The organism is Micromonospora sp. 15K316, from assembly GCF_004348525.1.
GTDB lineage: Bacteria > Actinomycetota > Actinomycetes > Mycobacteriales > Micromonosporaceae > Micromonospora.
In genome coordinates this window covers 1-16,108 of the sequence record NZ_SMKG01000131.1, presented here as the reverse complement: position 1 = coordinate 16,108, position 16,108 = coordinate 1, and the positions used below count along the sequence as shown (strand labels likewise).

The following is a 16,108-nucleotide window of genomic DNA, read 5'->3' as shown; positions in this document are numbered from 1 at the left end:
CTGGCGGGAGGGTGACTGCTGTCGGGCGGGCAGCCTGTCGAACTCGTCTTCCGGCGAGAACTATAAACGTAACCGTTTTCGTTTTCATATAGTCTGTAGACAGAGGGGCACACAGTCGCTCGGGACCGGCGGCGCGGTCAGGCATGCCGCCCTCCCGGCCGTCGAGTCACGGCCCCGCACCGCCGGCCCGGCGATGAGGATCGTCCGCACGCAGACACCCACCACACCCGCACACATCACGGTGGCGTGGATGGCGAGATCGACCCGAGGTCAGTGCTGGTCGGCGGCGACGAGGGATTCCCCGTGCCCGTGCTGGTCGACATCGGCGAGGTCCCAGGCCGGGAACGGGTCGGCCAGAGACCGCCAGACGTCCTCGCCGGCCGCGATTTCGGCCTCCGTGAGCAGGCAGCCGTTCAAGGCCGTACGCAGCCCCACGGCGTCCAGACCAACGCCGATCAGGACAAGTTCCTGCTGCCGGTCACCGAACACCGGATGCCAGCGGGCCTTCAGTTCGGCCCGCTCCGCGGGGTCGTCGGGCCACTCACCGGAGACCACGATCGGTATGCCCACGGGGTCGCACCGCCCGGACGGGCCCGCCTGGGACCAGAGGGCCTGCACCTCGGGGCGGCTGGCCAACCAGAGAAAGCCCTTGGAACGCAGCACGCCGAAGGCGTCGAGCCCATCGGTCAGCAGGTCCCACAGCCGCTGCGGATGGAATGGACGGTGATCGCGGAAGACGAGGCTGGAGATGCCGTACTCCTCGGTCTCCGGGACGTGCTCGCCGTTGAGTTCGGCCACCCAGCCGGGTGCGGTTTCCGCCCGCTCGAGGTCGAACCGGCCCGTGTGCAGCACTTCTGCCGGAGGTACCCGTCCGTGCACGGCACGGACCTGCCGGGCGCCCGGGTTGAGCCGGGTCAGCAGCGCCTCCACCACGGCAAGGTCGGCCGGGGAAACCAGGTCGGTCTTGTTCACCACCACGACGTCGGCGAACTCGATCTGGTCGACCAGCAGATCGGAGATGCTGCGGTCGTCGCCCTCGTACGCGGCCAGGCCACGCTGCTCCAGGGTCTCCCCCGCCTCGATGCGCGCCAGCAGCCCTGCCGCGTCGACCACCGTGACAGTGGTGTCCAGCCGGGCGAGATCGTCGAGCACCCGCCCGTCCTCGACACCGAAGGCGAAGGTGGCGGCGACCGGCATCGGCTCGGAGATCCCGCTGGACTCGATGAGCAGGTAGTCGAAACGGCCCTGTAGCGCCAGCCTGGCCACTTCGTCGAGCAGGTCGTCGCGCAGGGTGCAGCAGATGCAGCCGTTGGTGAGCTCAACGAGCCGCTCCTCGGTACGCGACAACGATCCGCCGTCGCGGACCAGCGCGGCGTCGATGTTGACCTCGCTCATGTCGTTGACGACCACCGCCACACGCAGCCCGTCCCGGTTCGCCAGCACGTGGTTGAGCAGGCTCGTCTTACCGGCGCCGAGGAAGCCGGAGAGGACGGTGACCGGAAGCCGGCCGGTCACGGCTGTTCCACCACCTGGCGGCCGCGGTAGAGACCGCAGTGCGGGCAGGCACGGTGTGGCACCACCATCTCCTTGCGGGGACAGGGGCAGGGCGTCAGCTGCGGCGTGCTCGCCCTCCACTGCGCTCGCCGGTGCCGAGTGTTCGACCGGGACATCTTCCGCTTCGGTACAGCCACCAGAGCCTCCTTCACGATTGCTCGACGCATCTTAACGCCATCGGTTTTCATTTTCGATAGCGACCCTCGATCGAGGCGCCCAGCCGTCCAGCACGGAGACACCTCGTCGCGCGAGCGCGGATCGCCGGCAGGCGGTCAGCCGGCCGGAGAGTGCCCGCGTCGGTCGCCCCGATCGCCGCCTCCTGACTCGGACTCACCGTCGGCTGAGTCGACAGGTCGACGGGAAGCAACCGGGCCGGCCGCCAGGCCCCTCGGCGGCACCTCGCGGCGCTGATCCGCGGCCTCAGCATCGGCGGCATTCGCGCCGACACGCCCCTACAACCCGGCGGCGAAACCGAGACCACAGCCGATTCAGGCGATCGATGAACGTCCCGGCGGCCCAGTCGCGACATGGGGCCCATCGCGACGGAGCCTTCAAAACGGGCCAGGTCCTGCCGGCGGTCCAGCACGGGTCACTGGCAGGCGGTTCCGGCCGGAGGCACTCACCCGAGCGGGCGAACTGCACGTTCAGCGCAGCTCACCGGGCTCGCCGAAGGTGAGCGACCCAGCGCGCCGACCCGGCACTTCTTGGCCCGGGCGTCCGTGCGGGCTGCCAGCAGAGTGTCGCGGATCACTTCCAGCTGGGCTGCGATCACTCCTTCACTTGAAGACATCTTCAATTGCCTAACTGCTGATCTGGCCGGGAGGGCATGTGGTGCTGCCGCTGTACGAAAGAAAGGCGGAGTTCTTCCGTACGCTCGGGCATCCGGTGCGCATCCGGGTGCTGGAGTTGCTCGGCGAGGGGCCGATGCCGGTGCGGGATCTGCTGGCTGAGGTGGAGGTCGAGGCGTCAAGCCTGTCTCAGCAGCTGTCGGTGCTGCGCCGGGCCGGGATCGTGACGTCCAGGCGGGATGGGTCGAGCGTCATCTATGCGCTTGCGGGGCCGGATGTGGCTGATCTGATGCAAGCGGCCCGCCGGTTCCTCACGGAGATGCTGACAGGTCAGGCCGAGCTGCTTGAGACGCTCCGCGAGGACCAGGACGACGCCGACGACCAGTCGGTAGCGGTGCCGCGATGAGCGCCGCCGCCCTCGCCCGCTCAACCTGGCACCGGATGGTTGTCCTGCTGCCGGCGAAGGCGGATTTCGCGGCGATGCGTCGGCAGCCGCGTCGTGACCTCATCGCTGGGCTCACGGTCGCGGTGGTCGCGCTGCCCTTGGCGCTGGGGTTCGGGGTGTCGTCCGGTCTGGGGGCGGCCGCCGGTTTGGCGACCGCGATTGTGGCCGGGATCCTCGCGGCGCTGTTCGGCGGATCCAACCTGCAGGTGTCTGGACCCACCGGGGCGATGACGGTGGTGCTGGTGCCGATCGTGGCGAGGTACGGGCCCGGGGGTGTGTTCACCGTCGGTGTGCTGGCGGGCCTGATTCTGCTAGCCCTGGCCCTGCTGCGCGCCGGCCGGTACGTGCGTTACGTGCCGGCGCCGGTGGCGGAGGGATTCACCGTGGGAATCGCCGCGGTGATCTTCCTGCAGCAGGTCCCCGCTGCGTTGGGGGTACCGAACCCGGACGGCGAGAAGGTCACCGCGGTGGCCTGGCGAGCAGTGGTGGAGTTCGCCGGGCACCCGAACTGGTCGGCGCTGATGGTGGCGCTTGGGGTGGCGGCGGCGATGCTGGCCGGTGCACGCTGGCGCCCCACGGTGCCGTTCTCGCTGATAGCGGTGGCCGGGGCCACCGTGATCGGGCAGCTGCTGTCGCTCAACGTCGCACGCATCGGCGTCCTGCCGGCCACCCTTCCCGTTCCCTCGCTGGGCTTCTTGGACCCGGCCGCGGTGCCGACGTTGTTCACCTCGGCGTTGGCGGTCGCCGCCCTTGCCGCGTTGGAGAGTCTGCTGTCGGCGACCGTCGCCGACGGCATGACCGTCAACCAGCGCCACGACCCTGACCGGGAACTGTTCGGTCAGGGTGTGGCGAACGTGGTGACTCCGCTCTTCGGCGGTGTACCGGCGACGGCGGCGATCGCCCGTACCGCCGTCAACGTCCGCTCAGGAGCCCAGTCGCGACTCGCTTCGCTGACCCATGCGATTGCTCTAGCGGTGATCATCTTGGTGGCCGCTCCGCTGGTGGCCTACATTCCGCTCGCCGCGCTGGCCGGAGTGCTGCTGGCCACGGCTGTCCGCATGGTCGAGGTGGGTTCGCTGGCCGCGCTCGCCCGGGCGACCCGGTCCGACGCTCTCATCATGGCTCTGACCGCGATCGCCACCCTTGCCCTGGATCTGATCGCCGCAGTCGGGATCGGCCTCGTCCTCGCCGCAGCCCTGGCCATCCGCAAGATCGCGAATGCGTCCCGGCTGGAGGAGGTCCCACTCGACATCACCGATCATCACGTCGAGGAGGCCGCCCTACTCCGCGAGCACATCGTGGCCTACCGCTTCGACGGCCCGCTGATCTTCGCCGCGGCCCACCGGTTCCTGCGCGAACTGTCCCAGGTGGCGGACGTGCGGGTGATCATTCTGCGGATGTCGAGGGTGTCGACTATCGACGGCACCGGCGCGCGCGTGCTGCGCGACGCCATCGAGCGTCTCGAACACCGTGGCATCACGGTGTACGTCTCCGGCGTGCCGACGGGACACGAGAAAGCCCTCGACGCGGTCGGTGTGCTCGACCGGCTCCGCGCCGCGGACCGCGTTTTCCCCGGTACGCCGGAAGCAATCGCCGCGGCCCGAGCTCACCTGCACCGCACCGGCGTCCTGACCACCGATGAGCCGAACGTAATCGACTCGGCCAGCACGTCATGACGGTGGGCTAGCGCACCGGAAAAGCGGAGCGCCGAGGTCTCGGCGCCGGGTTTCGGTGGCTGATCGGCCCACCGTCAGGTGTCGTAGAGCCCATCCCATGGTTCGTGAAATCCCAGGCGATCCGGGTACAGCTCGACCCAGTCGACGTGACTGCCGTCGCCGGCCCGGTCACCGGATTCATCGATCAACCCGAAGGTGACGTCGTCCTGGTGGGTCTGGAACAGTTGAACCGCGATGTCGCCGTACGACTTGCCGGGAAGGTCAGCGAGCAGCCCGTCGACCGCCTCATCCAGCGCGGCTCGATCCGTGACGCGCCTGATCGTTGAACGCCGGTACGCCCCGTCGCGGTCGAAGAGGTGCACGTATGCGTGGTGGTCCCACGCCGACGCGAGGAACAACCCGTCGTCGTAGTGGCCGATTCTGTCCGTACGGTGGTCAGGCTCGTGCGTTATGGGAATCAGCCGAGGTACGGGCACCCGGTCAACGTAGCGTACGAGCCTCGCCGGTCCGTGAGTCGCGACCTGGTGGCGGAGGCCCCCGTGTCGGTGTGGTGGGGCAACTTGAAGCGGGCGCCGGATCGGGTGGCCCAGATCTCGAGGCCGCCCCGGCGTGACACGCACCCCCTGGACCATGTAGTCCAGAACAAATGCTAGGGGTGGCGGGATGAGTACCGCCGTTATGGCTGCTGGCCTGGGTTGTGGCGACTCTGCGGCAGCACCAGCGTGATCTCCTACTGGACTTGACCGACCAGTTCCACCGCGACTAGGTTCGGGGCGTCCGACTCGGTGCCTCCGCTAGCGACAAGCTGTCCGGCGTGCCCACCGGCGCCGAGTTCCACGGACGTTGCACCACTCGGGGGACCGGGTGCTGCCAACACGAATCGTGAACCGGTGGGGAAGGAACAGTTGGCATGAGTATGAGTTTCGAAGGCCGCAAGGTCGTGGTCGTCGGCGGCAGCAGCGGGATGGGCCTGGCCACGGCCCACCAGGTCGTCGCCGGGGGCGGCACTGCCGTGATCACGGGCCGAGACCGGGACAAGGTCGGGGCCGCGGTCGAGGCCTTGTCGCAGAACGGAAAGGCATGGGGCATCACCGCCGAGCTGACCGACCGCGACCAGGTGCCCGAGCTCCGAAAGCAGCTCGCCGCAGAGCACGCCGACGCGACGATGCTCGTCAACGCCGCGGGTTTCTTCATCCCGAAGGCGTTCAGCGAGTACGACGAAGCCTTCTACGACTCGTACAACGAACTGAACCGTGCGCTGTTCTTCATCACGCAGACCGTAGTCGCGGGCATGGTCGCCGGCGGCCGGGGCGGCGCCATCGTCAACATCGGCTCGATGTGGGCGCACCAGGGCATCGCGGCGACGCCGCACACCGGCTACTCCGTACAGAAGGGCGGCCTGCACTCGTTCACCAAGGCCCTCGCGATCGAGCTGGCGCCGCACGGCATCCGGGTCAACGCGGTCGCCCCCGCGGTCGTGAAGACGCCCCTGTATCTGGGCTTCGTCCCAGCGGACAAGCTCGATGAGACCGTCGACAGCTTCGACAGCTTCCACCCGCTGGGGCGTGTCGGTAGCCCGGAGGACATCGCGAACGCGGTGTCGTTCCTGCTGTCGGACCAGTCCAGCTGGATGACCGGCGCCATCGTCGACGTCGACGGCGGCATCATGGCCGGCCGCAACTGACCTCGAACGCAATGCGGGGATGGCGCCGGCGGGGCCTCGACTCCGGCGGCGCCATCCCGAGGGCCTCGTTGTCCGGGTTCATGCTCGGGATTCACCCCGGGTGAGCTGACATCACCCTCGACCAGGACCGACCGAATCGGCCGTGACCGGACGCCATCGATTCCCGGGCACGAGCTGGCCGGAGTGGTCAGCACTCTCGACCATGGCACGACGGGCTGTCGGTGGGACAGCGCGTGTTCGGGTTCGCGGACTGGACTCGCGATGGCACCCGGGCGGAGGTCCTCCAGCGCGCGGCCCGGTAGTTTCAGCCACCCGCCTTCGCCCGCGCCGACTCGGCAGCAGCACGATCCGAGTAGCCGGGGTGTCGGGCATCGATCAGATCGGCATAGGTGGTCGTTCGCGAGAGGTAGTCGACCACAAACGGGCAGATTGCGGTGATCGTGCCCTCGCGGGCGCGGATCTCGTCGAGTACTCGCCGCACCATCGCGCCCGCCACGCCTTGGTGTTGATGACTCGACTCGACTTCGGTGTGCCGTAGGGCGTACCGGTTGGGCTTGAGGTGGGTGTAGTAGAGCCAGCCGACCAGCTCGCCGTCGCGGTAGAGCTCAAAGCGGCCACGCTCGAGGCTGTCGATCAACTCCTCGGCGACCAGCGCCTGCCCTTCGCTGCCCATCGGCTCACCCTTCCGGCGTTTGGTTCGGTCGCGCGATCAGACAACCCCGCTTCGGACCCTGAAGTCCAAGTATGACATGTGACTGGCAGTAAAACACGATCCGATTGCGGTATACGTGGACCAAATGGTCCGCTCGCAGGCGTGCGGGGGCCTGCTCGCGGCCAGCGATCCGAGATCAGCCAGGCGAGAAGCGAACCACCCCGAGTGGCTCACCCATCTGGCCGGGGAGACCGGTGACGCGGCGCGTGGCCGCCGTCTCAACTCACCCCGGCAGACAGGGCCTTGTTGGCATCACGTCAATGCGTCAGTACCCGGAAGTGAGAGGCGAACCGAGCGCCTTTGTGACCTGGTCCCGCAGGACCGGGAGCAGATCGGTGATGAACCAGGGATTGCGTGCCTGCCAGCGGAAGTTCAGCGGGGATGGGTGCACGAGTGGGATGGTGTCGGGCAGGTAGTCGCGGAACGCGTGCACGGTTTCGGTGAGGTTGCGTCGTGCCCGCCCGGCAAGGTAGTGCTGTTGCGCGTAACTGCCGATGAGGATCGTCAGGGTGATCTCGGGCATCAGCTCGAGCAGGGGTCTGTGCCAGCGGGCGGCAAAGGACTTGCGCGGCGGCAGATCTCCACTGGTGCCTTTACCCGGGTAGTAGAAGTCCATCGGTAGGAGTGCGAACAGGTTCGGGTCCCGGAATTGGGTATCGGTGACGCCGAGCCAGTCGAGCAGTTTCAGACCGCTGGCGTCGTTCCAGGCGACGCCGGATTCTTGGGCCTTGCGTCCGGGCGCCTGGCCGATGACCGCGATCCGGGCGTGCGGTCCCGCCGTGTACAACGGCAGGAAGCCGAGATCGCCTGCCCACGCATTGTCGGGGTCAGCGATGATGTCGGCACGGATGGAGTTGAAGCTCACTGCTGCCCCTGCAGTCGTCCGGCGTAGCGGACGAGCCGCTCCTGTCGCTCAGGATACGGCAGCTGCCATTTGTTGCTGAGCGGGCTGCAGTCCCCGCGGGCTGGGAACGCGATCCGCGTGGTGGCCGGCTCACGTTGATCGTGACTGTCACAGTCGGCGACCCACAGCCGGTTCGGCGCCGCAGCGGTAAACCACCGGTTGACCAGATCCCGAGCCGGTGTTGCCTCCGGGTTCGACCACGTGGACGGGATAGGCCACGTCTTGCGGAGCAACGTCCCTCGCAAGCCGGCGTCGCGCATCGACCGCTCAACCCGCTTGCGACCGACCCGGTGGCCTTGGCGGCGCAGGGTGGGGTGCACGCGCGGACTGCCGTAGGTGCCGCCGGAGATACGGATTCGGCCGGGGAAATCGCCAAGATTCCACGCCGAACAAGGCATGGTCGAAAGCCTCCGCGCTACCGGGGGAACCTCAGCGGTGTGGTGGCGTGTCAAGCTTGTGCAGCCTGACACGCCACCGCGCCTCACTTGCCGTTCGTGGTTGCCGGCGGGGTCGTGGGGTTCGAAGGGGTCGTGGTCGCCGGAGGAGTCCAGGCGGGCAGCGGGTCCATCCAGAAGCGGGTCAGCAGTACTGAATCGATCAGCCACTTACCGTCGACCTTCTTGTAGGTCTCGCGGTACTGGCCGTAGCCGTTGTGTCCCTCCGGAGCGTTCGGGCCTGCCGGGAAGGTCAGGATGTCCTCCATCGACCAAATGCCGGACGCCGTGTTCGGACCTGTGATGGTGATCTCCGGCATGGCTCCCGAGTGGGCCGACGGGGCGGCGCCGGTGAGGTCGCGGATCGTGTAGGCGAACTCCTTGGGCGACTTCCAGGTGATGCCGTCGGTCACGAGCTTGGCGTCGGGAGTGAACAGCGCCGCCAGGTCATCGTGCTTCTTCTCGTCCACGAAACGGAAGTAGCGGGCCTTGAGTTGGCGGATTTCCTCGATGTCCTCCAGTCGCTGCACCCGCTCCGCGAGGGACTTCGAGGAGGCGCTCGTCGAATGGGCGTGCGCGCTCGCGGACTGGGAGGTGAGGGTTGCTGCGCCCACCCCGCCGCCGACCAGCAGCGCAGCCGCCGCAGCCGCCACGCCGACCCGCAAACCGAACGTCAGTGCCTGACGGGTTTCCTGCTTGCTCATGACACGGTTCCTCTCGTATCCGCAGCGGTCCCGGACGGCTCACGTTTCGTGCCGTCCATACGGCGAGAGCCTCAGACCGGACCCCTACGGACAATCTGTCCTGTAACGGCGCCCGTTCGAGCGCCCCCCATGCGGACGACAGCCGTCCGTTTCTGAACGTAGCTCAACTGGACGACCATCGTCCGCTTCTCCCGACTGTCGACCAGGTGACCCTGGCCACCTCCGCGCCTCGAGAGCGGGGGCAGGCCCGCCGCCGGCGGAAACAGCTGCCGTGCTGGCGCGGCGGTGGTCGGCGCGAGTGCCCGGCAGCCCGGGTCGGACATGGCGCGGTCGAGGCGCCGCCGTGATGCGACGGCTGGGCCACCGATAGCTGGCGCGACGGCTCGTGGCCGGGGACGGCCGGGGCGCGAGAGCCTGGAGCGGCGAGGCGGGATCTGACAGCCAGGCACGCACGCGGAGCGATGCCCAGATCAACAGACACCACGTGGACGGTGGATACCGACTCCCACGCACGCGGACGCATCCGGAGCGGGCAACAGGAATGGTTCCCTCCTCGATGGGGAGGTAGCCAAGGCATGTTGATTGTCCGGAGATGCGGACGAATCTTCGTGAAGCGCCGTGCCGATTCGGAAGCGCACGGGTGTCGCTTGTCCAACAGGCGCACCGGATGGTGCCGGATACGCGAGGAGGCTCGATCGTGAGTGATCTCGACGAGATTGTTCGGCGGTTGGATGCGCTGGAGTCGATCGAGAGCATCAAGAGGTTGAAGGCCCGTTACTTCCGTTTCGTGGACGAGAAGAAGCACGACGAGCTGGCCGCGCTGTTCACTCCCGACGCCAACCTCGTGACCGACGGGGTGACGTGGAAGTCGCCGCAGGAGTTCGCCTACACGATCCGCGACCTCACCGGCGGCGCACCATCCGTCCACCACGGGCACATGCCGGAGATTGAGATCACCGGGCCGGACACGGCGTCCGGAATCTGGGCGATGGAGGACCTGCTGACCTTCCCGGCCGGCCCGAACGCGCCTGAAGGGCACAACGGGTACGGTCAGTACCGCGAGACGTACCAGAGAGTCGACGGAGAGTGGCTGATCGACTCGGTGCTGCTGACCCGCTTCCGGATGGACCCGTTGGAGAACTGGACTCCGGATACCTGATCTGGGCGGCGTGCTCACACTCTTCACCCGGGACACACGGCACAGCCGACCCTTCCACGGCGCGAGACTGACGTACCGGGGCGAACCGTGCTCCTTGATCGCGCCCGGACAACCTCTTCGCGGATCGGCCGGGCACCTCGCGCTGCGGCCGGTCTGTTGCCTGCTGGGCTCATTCTCGATCGGTCCGCCGAGGACTGGGCCGCCTTCTGGTCCGCCCCTCGGCACGAATGCGTCCCGCGAGGCTTCAGCCTGCCGTACGGCGCCCCAAGCCCCAAGCCCCCTGATTGACCGGGGTGGACGCCGGCGCACCTCGTCGCGCCAGCCGGCAGCCCGGCCTTCTCGTCCGCCGACAGTTCGACTCCGTCCACCTGGTCCAGGCCCTAATCGACAGGCCACTCCGCCCTCAACGATGAGGTGGCCAGGATCACTCTTGACGCACGCCCGGGAAGCGGACGACGCCCGTCCTGTTGAACTACGGTTAGATCCGGACGACAGTCGTCCGCCTAGGGGCGCCCGCTTGGGCGATGGATGCGAAGGAGGCTCGACGTGAGTGACGTCAACAAGACTTCCCGGCTACGGGACGCGTCGGAGGCGACCAGGAGCATCACGAAGCAGCGGATCCCCGGTGTCTGACCTGGACTCCGCGTCTGACGTCCGGGTGGACGCCCGCCGCAACCGACGCCAGCTCATCGTCGCGACACGAGCGGCGATCGCCTCCCTTGGGCTCGACGTGTCGGCTCTGGACATCGCCACCGCGGCGGGCGTGGGAGTGGGCACCTTGTACCGGCGCTTCGGCACCAAGGAAGCACTGCTCGACGCCGCGCTCCTCGGCCTCTATGACGAGTTGTGCGAAACCGCACAAGCTTGTATCGAACGTTCGGATCCATGGAAAGGCCTGGCCGAATTCGTGATGGAGTTGGCCGCGGCACATCGGGACAGTCGCGGCCTGGCCGAGGTCACCGCAGCCTGCGAAAGACCGCCGTCACCCGAGCTGGCACACCGGACCGCCGCACTGCAGGACGCGGTCATCCGGCTCACCGAGCGGGCGCATGCCGCCGGTGAGCTGCGTGCCGACGTGACCTGGCGAGACCTCATGATCTGCTCACGCGCGCCGCTGGACACCGACCATTGCCTCGGAGTCGACGCGGGACCCGACGGATGGCGGCGGGTCATCACCATCCTGCTCGACGGCATGCGCGCCCCCGGGCGAACACCCCTTCACGGGCCGGGGCCACAGATCAGCCACGCAGGATCACCGGAAACGCCGCCCAAGAGGTAGCTCACAGCTCCTTCTGACCGCAGGCAACTCCCTCACACGAGGCAGACCTTCCGACAGGGAGAAGATCATGCATGTCGAAATCTGGTCGGACATATCCTGTCCATGGTGCTTCATCGGAAAAGCCCGATTTGAAAAGGCACTTTCCGCGTTCCCGCACCGAGACCACGTCGAGGTGTCGCACCGCTCCTTCGAACTCGACCCGCAGCTCGCCCACACCCGCTCGACGACCAGCGCGGCACACGCGAAGAAGTACGGCCTGACCCCGGCTCAGGCTCGAGCGGCCGAAGAGAACCTCGCGGGCATCGCCAGGGAGGAAGGACTCGACTACCTCGTCGACTTCCGGGACCACGGCAACACCTTCGACCTGCACCGCCTGCTGCACCTGGCCGCGGCGCGGGGCCTTCACCGTGAGTTGCTGACCCTGTTCTACAAGGGCAACTTCGCCGCGGAACGGAGCATCTACGACTCCGATCACCAGGTGGAGATCGCCGTCCGCGCCGGACTCGACGAAGCCGAGGTGCGCGCCGTGCAAGCCGACAGGCGGGCGTACGCCGACGAGGTGCGCAGAGACGAGCGCGACGCCGCACAGCTGGGCATCACCAGCGTGCCGTTCTTCGTGATCGACCGGAAGTACGGCCTCTCCGGCGCCCAGCCGGCCGCGGCCTTCGCCGAGGTACTGAGGCGGGCCTGGACTGACCGCCAACCGAAGCTGACGCTCCTCGATGCTGGCGACCAGGCCGGGTGCGACGCAACCGGGTGTGAACTGCCGAACGGCGCGAGCACCGACGCAGCCAGCACACCGGGAATCTGAGAAACACGAGAGGAAGAAATTCATGCGAGCAGTTGCGCTACACGAATTCGGCGGGCCTGACGTGCTGCGCGTCATCGAACTGCCGGAACCGCATGCGGGCCCCGGCGAGGTTCGGGTACGCGTACACGCGGCGGCGGTGAACCCGTCGGACACCCTGTTGCGCTCGGGCGTCCACGCGTCGGCCCTGGCCGGGGTGCCAGGGCCCTACGTGCCCGGAATGGACGTGGCGGGGGTGATCGACGAAATCGGCCCGGGTACCACCACCGACCTGTCGGTCGGTGACCGGGTGATGGCGATGCTCCTCCCGGTGACCCCGACTCCGGCGGGCACCCTGGAGAACAGCGGTGGCGGTTACGTGGAGTACGTGGTGCGTCCGGCCGGCTGGGTCGTCCGCGCCCCGGCGGGCACCAGCCATGAGGCCGCGGCGACGCTGCCGATGAACGGACTCACCGCACTGCTGGCCCTCGACCAGCTGGCGCTCGCACCAGGCTCGACCCTGGCCGTGATCGGGGCCGCCGGCGCGCTCGGCGGCTACCTGGTCCAGATGGCCAGCAACGCCGGGCTGACCGTGATCGCGGACGCCGCCCCGGCCGACGAGGCCCTGGTCCGGGAATCCGGCGCGGCCATCGTGGTGGCCAGGGGGGCCGAGGTCGTCGACGGTATCCGGGCGCACTTCCCGGACGGTGTGGACGCCGTCGCCGATGTGGCGCTGCTCGGGACGAGCCTGTTCGACGTCGTACGGGACGGGGGCAGCCTGGTCCGGATCCGCCAAGCCGACGAGCCCGGCGGCTACCGGGCCGAGAGCACCCGGGGCATCAGGGTGTTGACGCCGTTCGTGCCCGAGTACGCCGGACGGACGGACAAGTTGGACGAGATCCGTCGACTCGCCGAAGCGGGTGTGCTCATTCCGCGAGTGGCGAAGGCCCTGCCCGCCGCCGAGGCGCCCGACGCGCACCGCCGATTCGCCGCCGGCGGTGTCCGCGGCCGGCTCGTGCTCACCTTCTGAACCACGCACCGAACCACCCAGCCTGAACCATCCCCTTGAAACGCCCCACTCACAAAGACAAGGATCAACTGTGTCCACCCGATTCGCAGACAAGGTCATTCTGATCACCGGTGCCACCTCCGGCATGGGCAGGGCCACCGCCGAGCGGGTCGCCGCCGAGGGCGCGAAGGTCGTCCTGGCGGCCCGCAGCAAGGACGTCGGCGAAGCGTTCGCCGCCGAACTGCGTTCCGCCGGGCGCGACGCGATCTACGTGCCGACCGATGTGACGGTCGAGGCCGAGATGGAGCGACTGGTCCAGCAGACGGTCGACCACTACGGCCGGCTCGACGGCGCCTTCAACAACGTCGGCGCGGCCACCGCGTACGGCCCGGTCACCGGGATCGATGGTGACGCCTGGGGTGCCGAGCTGGCGCTCAACCTCAACAGTGTCTTCTACGGTCTGAAGTACCAGATCCCGGCGCTGCAGGCCTCGGGCGGCGGTTCGATCGTGAACAATGCCTCCAACGTGGGTGTCACCGGCATGGCGGGCATGGCCGCCTACAGCGCGGCCAAGCACGGCGTTGTCGGGCTCACCCGGTCGGCGGCACTCGACGTGGCCACGACGGGAGTACGGATCAACGCGCTCGTCACCGGTGGCGTCGACACTCCGCTGCTGCGCGGCAACATGGGCCCGAACCCGGAGGAGGCCCTCCGTGCCGCCGGCGCGATGCACCCGGTGGGCCGGATCGGACGGCCCGAGGAGATCGCGGCGTTCGCGGCCTTCCTGCTCAGCGACGAGGCCCCGTTCGTCACCGGAGCAGCGCTCGCGATCGACGGCGGCCTGACCGCCGCCTGACGACTCGTCTGCCGATCTTCGGCGCGTGCGACGTCATGACGCCGTCGCGTTCCACGCGCCGAAGATCGGCTCCGAGCAAGACGGTCGGGGTCGTACGCGGATGTCCTGCTCCGGCGCGTGAGCACAGGTCCGCCAGAAGCAGCGGCAGGGCCTGCCCGTCGCGGGACTGGCCGGGGTGACCACGACGGCCAGGGGACGGCCGCAGCCGTCCCCCACATGGTGAATCCTCGTGGTCAACCCGGCACGCGAGCGGCCTATCGCGTGACCGGGCGGCTCGCCTCAACGCGCGCCCGCCAGAGGCACAGTGGCCTCGACCGCATGAACGGCGCGACCCCGCCCCGACCTTGGCATACGCCGACCTGCTCCGGGCGCGGCGCGGCCGGCGGGCGTACTTCAACCACTCTCGGCCCTACCGTCTGCAGCACGCCGGCACATACCCTCTAAATCATCCTAGGACATTGGTCCGCTGGCCCCCGGCGACCAGCGTGCGTTTACGACCCAGCGACCGGCCCATCGACATACCCAGACCGCCCGCCGCGCTGACCTGCGACTCGTCCCTACTCACACCCATGCAGGCAGTCAGGCCTGACTGTTCCCCGGCCGACTCCTCGGGCGCCCCGTCACCGGGCGCGTTCCGTGACCGCCTGAGGCGGATCTGCATCTGCGTCATGCAAACGCGCTGTTCCAGCTCACCACCGAACTCCCCGCCGCGATCCTGGTACGCGTACTGGCATCAAAGGCGCAGTCAGATGGCAACGAGCCTGCGCCGGAGACCGGACCACCTACGCAGCCGACGTCGGCCGCGCTGGCGGAGGGGTGCGCCCGCGGTGAGCACTGCCCCCAAAATCGTCCCTTAGTGAGAGAGCAGCAGCGGAGCCAGAGTGCGTAGCTGCGGCAGCAACTCCTCCGGCCCATCCACGAGCGGCTGAACGCAGATGTGGTCCGCGCCCGCAGTGTGGTGCGCCCGAATCCGCTCCGCCACCGTCTCCGGGTCGCCCCACGGCACGAGAGCGTCGACCAAGGCGTCGCTGCCGGTACCGGCCAGGTCCTCCTCGGCCCAACCGAGCTCCCTCAGGTTGTTCACGTAGTTGGGCAGGGTCAGGTACCACGACGTGTACCGCCGAGCCTTCTCCCGGGCCGAGTCGGGATCGGTGTCCAGCACCACGGCCTGTTCAGGCGCCAGCACCGGCTCCGGCCCGAGAATCTCGCGGGCGCGCGCGGTGTGCTCCGGGGTGACGAAGTACGGATGCGCGCCCGCGCTGCGCCGCGCCGCCAACTCCAGCATCCCCGGGCGCAGTGCGGCCAACACCCGCGGGGCCCGTTGCGGCAACGGCGCGGCGTACTCGGTCTCGTCCATCGCGTCAAGGTAGGAACGCATCGCCGCGAGTGGACGCCCGTAGTCGTGGCCGCGCGACGAAACCAGCGGCGCGTGACTCACCCCGAGGCCGAGCAGGAACCGCCCGTCGTACGCCTCGGCCAGCGCGTTCGCGCCGTTAGCGGCGGCGGTGGCGTCACGGACCCAGATGTTGGCGATGCCGGTGGCGACCACCAGGCGGCGGGTGGCGCCGAGCAGGATCGCCGAGTGGACGAGCGCCTCCTTGTACCGCGCCGTCTCCCCCACCCAGAGCGCGCCGTAACCCAGCTCCTCCACCTCGGCCGCGACCGCGCGGCCGAACTCGGCCGACTGCCCGCCGAGCACCCCCGTCCAGACTCCGATGGGGCCGATCCGCCGCTTCACCTCCGCTGGATCAACGTCGCCGGGCCGCTGCTGCTGAACCATCGCATCTCCTTGCGCCACACAGATGATCGCCACCTGACGGTATCCCGCCGGATGGCACCTCGAGGCGTGATCGTCGGCACGGCGTCGGCCGAGAGCACGACGCCGGCTCAGGCGGCCGCCCGGCGCATCGCCGCGTACCGCTGAGCGTCAAGCGACGTCCCACGCTTACCGGAAGGCCGAGGGGCGACCATCCGGCGGTGGGCGCACATCGAGCCTTTTCCAAGCTGATCTTGCGGCTCAGGGCCGGTGTGGCAGGCCCGGTGATCGATGGGTGCGAGGCTCCAGGTAGGACAGCTGTCGACCAAGACTCGAAGCCCCGACCGGGAGCCTCGCCATG

Annotated in this window: 16 protein-coding genes and 1 pseudogene; 8 read left to right on the top strand and 9 right to left on the bottom strand. The window is 68.6% G+C overall.

What is annotated here, in order from left to right:
• Nucleotides 1-270 precede the first annotated feature (270 nt).
• Nucleotides 271-1,515 carry a GTP-binding protein gene (locus E1211_RS21790; RefSeq protein WP_132350863.1) on the bottom strand — a complete coding sequence of 415 codons (1,245 nt, stop codon included), beginning with the start codon at nucleotides 1,513-1,515 and terminating at the stop codon, nucleotides 271-273.
• Nucleotides 1,512-1,691, bottom strand: coding sequence for a 50S ribosomal protein L32 (gene rpmF / locus E1211_RS21785; protein WP_132350862.1), 180 nt, complete (start codon nucleotides 1,689-1,691; stop codon nucleotides 1,512-1,514). The genes E1211_RS21790 and rpmF overlap by 4 nt, the downstream gene beginning before the upstream one ends.
• Before the next feature lie 691 nt (nucleotides 1,692-2,382).
• Here rpmF and E1211_RS21780 point away from each other — a divergent pair.
• Both E1211_RS21780 and E1211_RS21775 read left to right on the top strand, forming a co-directional pair.
• Nucleotides 2,383-2,748 carry a helix-turn-helix transcriptional regulator gene (locus E1211_RS21780; protein WP_132350861.1) on the top strand — a complete coding sequence of 122 codons (366 nt, stop codon included), beginning with the start codon at nucleotides 2,383-2,385 and terminating at the stop codon, nucleotides 2,746-2,748.
• The gene (locus E1211_RS21775; protein ID WP_132350860.1) at nucleotides 2,745-4,463 is read left to right on the top strand and encodes a SulP family inorganic anion transporter; all 1,719 of its coding nucleotides are present in this window, start codon (nucleotides 2,745-2,747) and stop codon (nucleotides 4,461-4,463) included. Before E1211_RS21780 ends, E1211_RS21775 begins: the two co-directional genes overlap by 4 nt.
• Nucleotides 4,464-4,537: 74 nt before the next feature.
• Here E1211_RS21775 and E1211_RS21770 read toward each other — a convergent pair whose 3' ends face one another.
• Nucleotides 4,538-4,861, bottom strand: coding sequence for a hypothetical protein (locus tag E1211_RS21770; RefSeq protein ID WP_207915463.1), 324 nt, complete (start codon nucleotides 4,859-4,861; stop codon nucleotides 4,538-4,540).
• 542 nt (nucleotides 4,862-5,403) lie between these two features.
• Here E1211_RS21770 and E1211_RS21765 point away from each other — a divergent pair.
• On the top strand, nucleotides 5,404-6,147 hold the full coding sequence (locus E1211_RS21765) for an SDR family NAD(P)-dependent oxidoreductase (protein ID WP_243709635.1): 744 nt from the start codon (nucleotides 5,404-5,406) through the stop codon (nucleotides 6,145-6,147).
• A 304-nt stretch (nucleotides 6,148-6,451) separates the two neighbouring features.
• Here E1211_RS21765 and E1211_RS21755 read toward each other — a convergent pair whose 3' ends face one another.
• From E1211_RS21755 to E1211_RS21740, 4 genes are all read right to left on the bottom strand, one after another.
• Nucleotides 6,452-6,820 carry a GNAT family N-acetyltransferase gene (locus E1211_RS21755; protein ID WP_132350857.1) on the bottom strand — a complete coding sequence of 123 codons (369 nt, stop codon included), beginning with the start codon at nucleotides 6,818-6,820 and terminating at the stop codon, nucleotides 6,452-6,454.
• 304 nt (nucleotides 6,821-7,124) lie between these two features.
• Complete coding sequence (locus E1211_RS21750; RefSeq protein ID WP_132350856.1) at nucleotides 7,125-7,724, bottom strand: uracil-DNA glycosylase family protein; 600 nt, start codon at nucleotides 7,722-7,724, stop codon at nucleotides 7,125-7,127.
• The gene (locus E1211_RS33740) at nucleotides 7,721-8,161 is read right to left on the bottom strand and encodes an IS3 family transposase (protein WP_371686189.1); all 441 of its coding nucleotides are present in this window, start codon (nucleotides 8,159-8,161) and stop codon (nucleotides 7,721-7,723) included. Before E1211_RS33740 ends, E1211_RS21750 begins: the two co-directional genes overlap by 4 nt.
• Before the next feature lie 83 nt (nucleotides 8,162-8,244).
• On the bottom strand, nucleotides 8,245-8,901 hold the full coding sequence (locus tag E1211_RS21740) for a nuclear transport factor 2 family protein (protein ID WP_132350855.1): 657 nt from the start codon (nucleotides 8,899-8,901) through the stop codon (nucleotides 8,245-8,247).
• A gap of 697 nt (nucleotides 8,902-9,598) precedes the next feature.
• Between E1211_RS21740 and E1211_RS21735 the strand changes: the two genes are divergently transcribed.
• The 5 genes from E1211_RS21735 to E1211_RS21715 all read left to right on the top strand — a co-directional run bounded on the left by E1211_RS21735 (nucleotide 9,599) and on the right by E1211_RS21715 (nucleotide 13,991).
• Nucleotides 9,599-10,060: a nuclear transport factor 2 family protein gene (locus E1211_RS21735; RefSeq protein WP_207915462.1), complete on the top strand. Its 462-nt coding sequence runs from the start codon at nucleotides 9,599-9,601 to the stop codon at nucleotides 10,058-10,060.
• A 625-nt stretch (nucleotides 10,061-10,685) separates the two neighbouring features.
• The gene (locus E1211_RS21730) at nucleotides 10,686-11,339 is read left to right on the top strand and encodes a TetR/AcrR family transcriptional regulator (RefSeq protein ID WP_165947314.1); all 654 of its coding nucleotides are present in this window, start codon (nucleotides 10,686-10,688) and stop codon (nucleotides 11,337-11,339) included.
• Between the two features lie 67 nt (nucleotides 11,340-11,406).
• Nucleotides 11,407-12,150: a DsbA family oxidoreductase gene (locus tag E1211_RS21725; protein ID WP_132350853.1), complete on the top strand. Its 744-nt coding sequence runs from the start codon at nucleotides 11,407-11,409 to the stop codon at nucleotides 12,148-12,150.
• A gap of 22 nt (nucleotides 12,151-12,172) precedes the next feature.
• A complete protein-coding gene (locus E1211_RS21720; RefSeq protein WP_132350852.1) occupies nucleotides 12,173-13,156 on the top strand; it encodes an NADP-dependent oxidoreductase in 984 nt (327 codons plus the stop codon).
• 70 nt (nucleotides 13,157-13,226) lie between these two features.
• Complete coding sequence (locus E1211_RS21715; protein WP_132350851.1) at nucleotides 13,227-13,991, top strand: SDR family NAD(P)-dependent oxidoreductase; 765 nt, start codon at nucleotides 13,227-13,229, stop codon at nucleotides 13,989-13,991.
• A 171-nt stretch (nucleotides 13,992-14,162) separates the two neighbouring features.
• On the opposite strand, the pseudogene E1211_RS33490 reads toward E1211_RS21715, so the two are convergent.
• Nucleotides 14,163-14,267 (bottom strand): annotated as a pseudogene (locus E1211_RS33490) (IS5/IS1182 family transposase); the annotation flags it as partial.
• Between the two features lie 577 nt (nucleotides 14,268-14,844).
• Nucleotides 14,845-15,771, bottom strand: coding sequence for an LLM class F420-dependent oxidoreductase (locus E1211_RS21705; RefSeq protein WP_132350850.1), 927 nt, complete (start codon nucleotides 15,769-15,771; stop codon nucleotides 14,845-14,847).
• Nucleotides 15,772-16,108: the final 337 nt, after the last annotated feature.

Excerpts from the sequence above, each read along its gene's own strand:
- E1211_RS21775 (WP_132350860.1), top strand. The coding sequence starts at position 2,745 with ATGAGCGCCGCCGCCCTCGCCCGCTCAACCTGGCACCGGATGGTTGTC.
- E1211_RS21755 (WP_132350857.1), bottom strand. The coding sequence starts at position 6,820 with ATGGGCAGCGAAGGGCAGGCGCTGGTCGCCGAGGAGTTGATCGACAGC.
- E1211_RS33740 (WP_371686189.1), bottom strand. The coding sequence starts at position 8,161 with ATGCCTTGTTCGGCGTGGAATCTTGGCGATTTCCCCGGCCGAATCCGT.
- E1211_RS21740 (WP_132350855.1), bottom strand. The coding sequence starts at position 8,901 with ATGAGCAAGCAGGAAACCCGTCAGGCACTGACGTTCGGTTTGCGGGTC.
- E1211_RS21725 (WP_132350853.1), top strand. The coding sequence starts at position 11,407 with ATGCATGTCGAAATCTGGTCGGACATATCCTGTCCATGGTGCTTCATC.
- E1211_RS21720 (WP_132350852.1), top strand. The coding sequence starts at position 12,173 with ATGCGAGCAGTTGCGCTACACGAATTCGGCGGGCCTGACGTGCTGCGC.
- E1211_RS21705 (WP_132350850.1), bottom strand. The coding sequence starts at position 15,771 with ATGGTTCAGCAGCAGCGGCCCGGCGACGTTGATCCAGCGGAGGTGAAG.